This window comes from Streptomyces sp. SPB074 (assembly GCF_000154905.1).
Taxonomy (GTDB): domain Bacteria; phylum Actinomycetota; class Actinomycetes; order Streptomycetales; family Streptomycetaceae; genus Streptomyces.
The window spans coordinates 1657047-1658346 of the sequence record NZ_GG770539.1; the positions used below are offsets into that span (position 1 = coordinate 1657047).

Genomic DNA, 1300 nt, shown 5'->3' on the forward strand with positions numbered 1-1300 from the left:
CGGCCCGGCCGCGCGCGGCGGTCACCTGGCCCTGGAGGCGGGCGAGGCCCTCGCGGCGGTCGGCGAGGGCGCGGCCGACGTCGCGCAGGCGACGCTCCTCGACCGCGAGCTGACGCTCCAGCTCGCCCCGGTGGGCGACGGTGTCCTCCAGGGCCCGTTCGGCCGCTTCGAGCGCGGCGGAGAGTTCGGCCTCCTGCTCGCGGATGCGTGCCGCTTCCCGCTCCAGGTCCTCCGGGTCGCGCCCGCGCCGTTCCTCGGCGGGTACGGACGTCGCGCTCGTCGCGCGCGCCTCGGCGAGGCTGACGGTGCCGCGTACGCGCTCGGCGAGGCGCGACAGCTCGTACCACGTGTGCTGCGCGCTCTGGAGGCGCGGGGCCAGGGAGCGCACCGCCTCCTCAAGGCGCGCCTCCCTGGCGAGCGCGGTCCGCAGGGCGGCCTCGGCCGTCTCCTTGCGTTCCTTGAGCGCGGCCTCGTCGGCGACTTCGGCATCCAGCGCGCGACGGAGCGTGACGAGGTCGTCGGAGAGGAGCCGGAGGCGCGCGTCGCGCAGATCGGCCTGGATGACGGCGGCGCGGCGTGCGACGGCGGCCTGACGGCCGAGGGGCTTGAGCTGGCGGCGCAGTTCGTCGGTGAGGTCCTGGACGCGGGCGAGGTTGGCGCGCATCGCGTCGAGCTTCCGCAGCGCCTTCTCCTTGCGCTTGCGGTGCTTGAGGACGCCTGAGGCCTCCTCGATGAAGGCGCGGCGTCCCATCGGGTCGGCGTGCAGGACGGAGTCGAGCTGGCCCTGGCCGACGATGACGTGCATCTCGCGGCCGATGCCGGAGTCGGAGAGGAGTTCCTGGATGTCGAGGAGGCGGCAGGTGTCGCCGTTGATCTGGTACTCGCTGCCGCCGTTGCGGAACATCGTCCGGCCGATGGTGACCTCGGCGTAGTCGATGGGCAGTGCGCCGTCGCTGTTGTCGATGGTGAGCGAGACCTCGGCGCGGCCCAGCGGCGGCCGGCCCGTCGTCCCGGCGAAGATGACGTCCTCCATCTTGCCGCCGCGCAGCGACTTGGCGCCCTGCTCGCCCATGACCCACGTCAGCGCGTCCACGACGTTGGACTTGCCGGAGCCGTTCGGCCCGACGACGCAGGTGATCCCCGGTTGAAAGCGCAGCGTCGTTGCGGAGGCGAAGGATTTGAACCCGCGCAGAGTCATGGCCTTGAGGTGCACGCCGCCGGACTCTACCGCCCCGGCTCCGCGCGGCATCGGCGCGCGGGACGTGCGGCGCGACGTGGCGCGAAGCGGGGCGAAGCAGGG

1 protein-coding gene is annotated in these 1300 nt (G+C 73.7%); it reads right to left on the bottom strand.

Features of this window, described 5'->3' with window-relative positions:
• Positions 1-1213 (bottom strand): chromosome segregation SMC family protein (locus SSBG_RS06550; protein WP_037869093.1); only part of this gene is annotated, 1213 nt, incomplete at its 3' end.
• Positions 1214-1300: the final 87 nt, after the last annotated feature.